The following is a 4,991-nucleotide window of genomic DNA, read 5'->3' on the forward strand; positions in this document are numbered from 1 at the left end:
CGCTAAAACAGAACAGCGTAAAAGCCAGAAACACCTAAACGCGCGTGCAAAAAAAGGGAGGCCCTAGCGCCTCCCTTCCTCCACACACCTCAGCAATTAATCCCCGTGCGCTTACTGCTGCGGTAGGTAATCAGCGTAATCACCAGAAAAAACACCGCCATGGTGGTGGTCGTGTAATCCACCCGCCCCGTTGCCCAAAAGAAATACCCCGACACCGACACCATCGCCCCGGTCATCAACAACCAAATCAACACCCCGCTCGCCAGCTGATTGGTTTTGTATTGCCCGACGCCATAAATACGCTTGCCGCGTTCGTTCATTTCAATGAGTTCTTTAACGTCTTGCTCGCACTCGGCAGAACACGCCATGCCTTTGGCAAACACGACGGCGCAGGTATGGCACACGGCCTTGTTGCAGCCTCGGCAAATACCGACGGCGTGGGTGGCTGGGTGGTTAAAGCAGTCCATGTGTCGGGTCCTTGGTAGGAAAGTTTGGAATAATTGCCGTCGTTCCCGCGCAGGCGGGAACCCAGAATATTGAGTGGTGCACGGTATAACGCGAGACGCTGGATCCCGACTCTGGATCCCCGCCTGCGCGGGGATGACGGGATTATCGGTGCGATTAAGCGTTTAACAGTCTGCGCTGCCTGTGTACCGGGGCACTCACCGGGAAGACGGCCCGCGTCGGCACATACCGGGCCAACAACCCCGCCGCCACCAAGCGCTGGCGTTGGTTACCGCTGGTCAATACACGCCAACAAGCGGCCTCGCTAAACGGCTCACCAAGCAAATACGCGGTGCCGTTTTGCAGGCCGCCACCGTTGCTGTGCAGCCAGGTTTGAATCAAGCCCGCATCCGGCCAGGGCAAGTTTTCGTCTTCGTCCATGGCCACGTTCGGGTCGTTAGGGTCATCGCTTGGCCCCGCGTCGTAGTCGGGGTTGTCGCGCCGTTCCAGGTCGTGCATCGCCAAATCAATGCCGGTGATTTGGTTAAACGCCTCCCCCGCCACTCTGGCCATGGGCACGTCTTGCATCTGTTGCAATAACCATGGCAACGCCACGGGGTCACCAAATAAGCCGGTGGCTTTAATCGCGATACGCCGTTGTTCGGGGATCTGCGTCATGCGCCGGATCCACGCCATGCTCGCGTCACGCGCCTGCCAAGCCAACACCACATGCAACGCCCGCTGCTGAAAGCGGCCGGGGCGTTCGGCGAACTGTTGCAAGATGGGCAGCGCTTCTTCGTCGCCCATTTGCGCGGTGGCCCAGTTGGCCCAAAAGCGCAGGGCATCATCGGCATGCAAGCGGTGCAGGCGAATCGGTTGCATCAGGTCGCGACGACGCAGTTCGCCTGCCGTGCGCGCCGCACGGGCGAGTACGCTGGGGTCGCTGTTGCCCAGCGCCGAGAGCAACGCCGGCCCTGGGTCATGCCGGTGCATACCACAAGCAGCCAACCCTAAGCGGCGAAACAGCGGCTCGGGGGAAACCAATAGCCGTTCGACCCAAGGCTGCACCAAATTCCACTGCAACCATCCCAGCGCCGCCGCAAAGTAGCGCTCGCCCTCCTCATTGGTGCGCAGGTGTTCGCCCAGGGTCGACAGCGCCGGGCTATTGCCCATTTGAAAGGCCAGCACGGTGGCGGCAAACACTTCGCCGCTGGCGTTGCGGCGCAGTTGTTCCAGCAGCAGGTTAAGGCCTTTGAGGCCGGCAATGTGCAGGCCGTCGAGGTGCGCGTCGATGCGCTTGTCGAGTTTGCCCAGGTGGCTAAGGTCATAGTTCGGCGCGCCCACGGCGTAGTCGCGCAGAATGGCGAGGAAGCTGGCTTCCTCGGCGTGTTGGTCGAGTACCGGGGGGATGATCAAACGACTGGTCTCTTTTGCCGCGGCCTGTTCAATAGGAGGCATCATCGTAGTCGACTGCAGTCCACGTATCACCATCGCGCGTGTAGGCCAGGTGGCGGTTGCCGACGGACCAGAGCATGCCGTGGGCAGCGTGCAGAAACGAGGCAGAGGCTTGCCCGCTGGAACCGATTGGTTGAGGAATAAATTTGTCGTCGACCATTTTGTACACGACCTTGGAGGTGGCTACGTACAGGTGGCCGTTAAACCACTCAACGCCCCAGAAATCTTCAATGCTGTCGTCAGTGTCGATCACATCCCACTGGTCGTGGCGGCCCACCAGAATGGTGCCGGCCAGGCCGACGATATAGACGTGGCCGTTGTCGGCGCACAACACACGCTGCAGAGCGATGGAGGTGGGTGCGTCGATGGCGTGCCAGTGCTGGCCGTCGAAACGCCAAACCTCACCGTCCAATCCCGCTGCGTAAATCTCGTCAGCAGCAAAACCGTCGAGGGAGTTGAAGCCCTTGATGCCGTCGACGTTACGGATGGCGTCGCTGATTGACACCCAATCGTCAGGGCCGCGCCGACGGTAAACCTGACGCTGCATGCCAGCTACGTAGTTGGTGCCCGCGATGATACGCATGTCCCGCAGTGGCCCGATGAATTGCGGGCCGTTGATGACTTCGTGTTGGCGTTCGTCTTCGAACACATGAATGTCGCCATCCAGCCCCATGGAAAACAGGGTAAGTGGCTCGCTGTAGAGCGTCATGGCCGTGGTATGCCAGTCGATCATAAAGTGGTCGAACTGCCCGTCCATCCACTGCAGTACCTTGGTATGGCCCACGTTCTGATTGTTCAACTCAGTAACCTGGGCGCCAATAAACACCAGGTCAGGGTCGGCAATCACGCATCTGGAGAAGGTAACCGTGCCCTTGTTCATTGCCAGAATTTCCTCGTCATTATTTCCTGCCCAATTTCTTCAGCTGCTTCTCGCCGTATTCCTTTTGATCGTCGTTTAGCGGCGAGCGGTCGGCCCGTAAGGGTGTACTGTCGTCGGTAACCCCTACACCCTTGTGATAGTTATCCATCTGCGCTTTCAGGCAGCCTTCACGGCAGGGTTTGCCGTCTTTGCCGGACGTTGGAAACGTCGTCTGATGGGCTTGCACCGCGTTCAGCTTGGCTGCGCCGTAGTTCCAGGCGCCATCTTTGCCGCCCATTTGCGAACGGGGCCCGCTGGCGTCCATTGCGCCTTTCTCGGCGGTGTTCTGAATAGCGTGCATCTGCCCGTGGGTGTTCTCGTAGCGCGAACCCACCACGCAGACGCACGGTGCGCGGGTGTCGTCATAGCTCTCGAACCCTGGCACACGTTTTTTGCTGTTTCGACCGCCCGACTCGGTAAAGCAGTGCACCTCAATCAAGTGGTGGGGGGTTTCGCCGTCGCAACAACCAGTCTGATTTTCTGTAGCGCGGGGGGTGTGCGGCACCAGCATGCACTTCTTGGCACGCTGACATTTATCGTTGGCGCAGTCGGCTTTGTGGTCGCCGGAACAGTTGTCTTTGACCTCTTTGCGCTCCTCGTCGCAACCCGGCCCTGGAGGGCCTCCCGCCATTTGATCGAGATACGGCCAGGCCGGGGTGTTGCCCGGAAACGACGCGTGGTTGTGCGTCGTCAGGTCCATATGGCGCACTACGTTTTTCGACTCGAACTTGACGTTCATCGACCACGATGTGAAGTACACCTTGCCTTTGATCTTACTGGTCACCACGCCCTTTTTGGGGGCGCAGCCCGCCTCGTCGCCATAGCTGGTTTTGAAGTAGCTCTGGTTTTTAAGCATCACTTCTTTGCCGGTGATTTTCACCGTGCGGCTGCCGTTAGCGGTGTCCTTGGCCATACCGGTATTCGGGTATGGGATGGGCACGCCCATCGGCGTGGGCGGCGCCTGTGGCGGTGTGAAACACACATCCGGGAAGCAGGCGACCGATTTACCGTCGGCCGACTTGCAGGACACTTCCATGCCGTTGGCAAATACCTGGTTAGCCATTAGGCGGCCCTCACGGCTTGATAGCTAAGCAAAACGACTGCGCGCTCACCCGCGTCGTTGCCCAGGTGGCAAAACACATTGGGGCCCTCGTCATAGCCCTTGCGGCTGGCAGCCAGGGCCACGTTGAGCATCACCGGGCCAATCGCTGCGCCGCACTCGCCGATGCAATCAGCCGGATGCCAGAGGGGGAAGAACTCTTTGCGCACGCGCAGGTTACGGCTCAGGGTGAGCGAGGCTTCTTTGAAGTAATACTGCTCGCCGGACAAATCGGTGAGCCGGTAATCCATGTCTTGCAAACCGCAACCGGCTTCTTGCAACGCGGCGCGCACGGCTTGAGTCAGGCCGTCGGCGCGCAGGGGAATATCCTCGGCCTCAATGGTGGCCTTCTCAATGCCAAAGCCCAGCCCCACGCAGGTTAGTTGCAGCGTCTCACTGGCCAGCGACCGCCCAACCAGCGTGGCTGCGGCCGCCTCGCCGGGAATAAAGCCGTTGGAGTTGAGGCTGCACAACAGGCGCTGGCGTTTTTCGTAGGCGGCCAGCGGCGCGGCAGACAGGAACGAATCGACGCCGGCGATCAGCACATGGGCGTGCCCCGCTTCAATCAGCTTGCGCGCATTGAGTAACCCCACAGCACCGCTCACCCGACCACGGGCGATGATGGCGGAGGCCGGGTGAAAACGCCGGCCAAGCGCGACTTCGATATCCGCCAGCAAGCTGCCGTCCAACCCTGGCAAGCGTCCAGGTCGTTCGGCTTCGGCCACCCCGAGCAGCAGTGGAATGGTTTCGCTGTCGAGGGCGGGCTGTTGCTGGAACACTTCGCCGATAGCACGTGCGGCCATTTGCACAAGCTTGTTGCGGCCCCGCCAGGGTTGCTCAAGCGGCACATTGGCCCCCAGCAACCACTCTCCGCCTTTGTCGAGAAAACGGGTTTCGCGAAAGTTGTCGATGGCGCCCCGAATCGCCGCGCAGGTGGACGGCGCGTCCAGGCCAACGGCGGTCACCATGCCGGAGGCCAGAATGCTGATGGCGCTCATCGGCTGTCCTCAGGCGTACGCTTGGCCCGACTCAGCTCGGCGAGCGAGGGGTAATAGTCCTTACCCAGCTCCCAGG

General features: G+C 60.4%; 5 protein-coding genes. All 5 read right to left on the reverse strand.

Going from position 1 to position 4,991, the window contains the following annotated elements; all coding sequences use genetic code 11:
- Positions 1-89: 89 nt before the first annotated feature.
- The 5 genes from AAAB16_RS21745 to AAAB16_RS21765 all read right to left on the reverse strand — a co-directional run bounded on the left by AAAB16_RS21745 (position 90) and on the right by AAAB16_RS21765 (position 4,915).
- The gene (locus tag AAAB16_RS21745; RefSeq protein WP_340665212.1) at positions 90-467 is read right to left on the reverse strand and encodes a hypothetical protein; all 378 of its coding nucleotides are present in this window, start codon (positions 465-467) and stop codon (positions 90-92) included.
- A 154-nt stretch (positions 468-621) separates the two neighbouring features.
- On the reverse strand, positions 622-1,902 hold the full coding sequence (locus AAAB16_RS21750; protein WP_340665213.1) for a TIGR02270 family protein: 1,281 nt from the start codon (positions 1,900-1,902) through the stop codon (positions 622-624).
- Complete coding sequence (locus AAAB16_RS21755) at positions 1,889-2,779, reverse strand: hypothetical protein (protein ID WP_340665214.1); 891 nt, start codon at positions 2,777-2,779, stop codon at positions 1,889-1,891. The genes AAAB16_RS21750 and AAAB16_RS21755 overlap by 14 nt, the downstream gene beginning before the upstream one ends.
- Positions 2,780-2,798: 19 nt before the next feature.
- Positions 2,799-3,881, reverse strand: a complete 1,083-nt coding sequence (locus tag AAAB16_RS21760; protein WP_340665215.1) for a PAAR-like domain-containing protein — start codon at positions 3,879-3,881, stop codon at positions 2,799-2,801.
- Positions 3,881-4,915: a hypothetical protein gene (locus tag AAAB16_RS21765; protein WP_340665216.1), complete on the reverse strand. Its 1,035-nt coding sequence runs from the start codon at positions 4,913-4,915 to the stop codon at positions 3,881-3,883. Before AAAB16_RS21765 ends, AAAB16_RS21760 begins: the two co-directional genes overlap by 1 nt.
- Positions 4,916-4,991: the final 76 nt, after the last annotated feature.

The organism is Pseudomonas sp. (genome assembly GCF_037994325.1).
Classification (GTDB): domain Bacteria; phylum Pseudomonadota; class Gammaproteobacteria; order Pseudomonadales; family Pseudomonadaceae; genus Aquipseudomonas.

Coding starts and splice junctions, on each gene's coding strand:
- AAAB16_RS21745 (WP_340665212.1), bottom strand. CDS start 467: ATGGACTGCTTTAACCACCCAGCCACCCACGCCGTCGGTATTTGCCGA.
- AAAB16_RS21750 (WP_340665213.1), bottom strand. CDS start 1,902: ATGCCTCCTATTGAACAGGCCGCGGCAAAAGAGACCAGTCGTTTGATC.
- AAAB16_RS21755 (WP_340665214.1), bottom strand. CDS start 2,779: ATGAACAAGGGCACGGTTACCTTCTCCAGATGCGTGATTGCCGACCCT.
- AAAB16_RS21760 (WP_340665215.1), bottom strand. CDS start 3,881: ATGGCTAACCAGGTATTTGCCAACGGCATGGAAGTGTCCTGCAAGTCG.
- AAAB16_RS21765 (WP_340665216.1), bottom strand. CDS start 4,915: ATGAGCGCCATCAGCATTCTGGCCTCCGGCATGGTGACCGCCGTTGGC.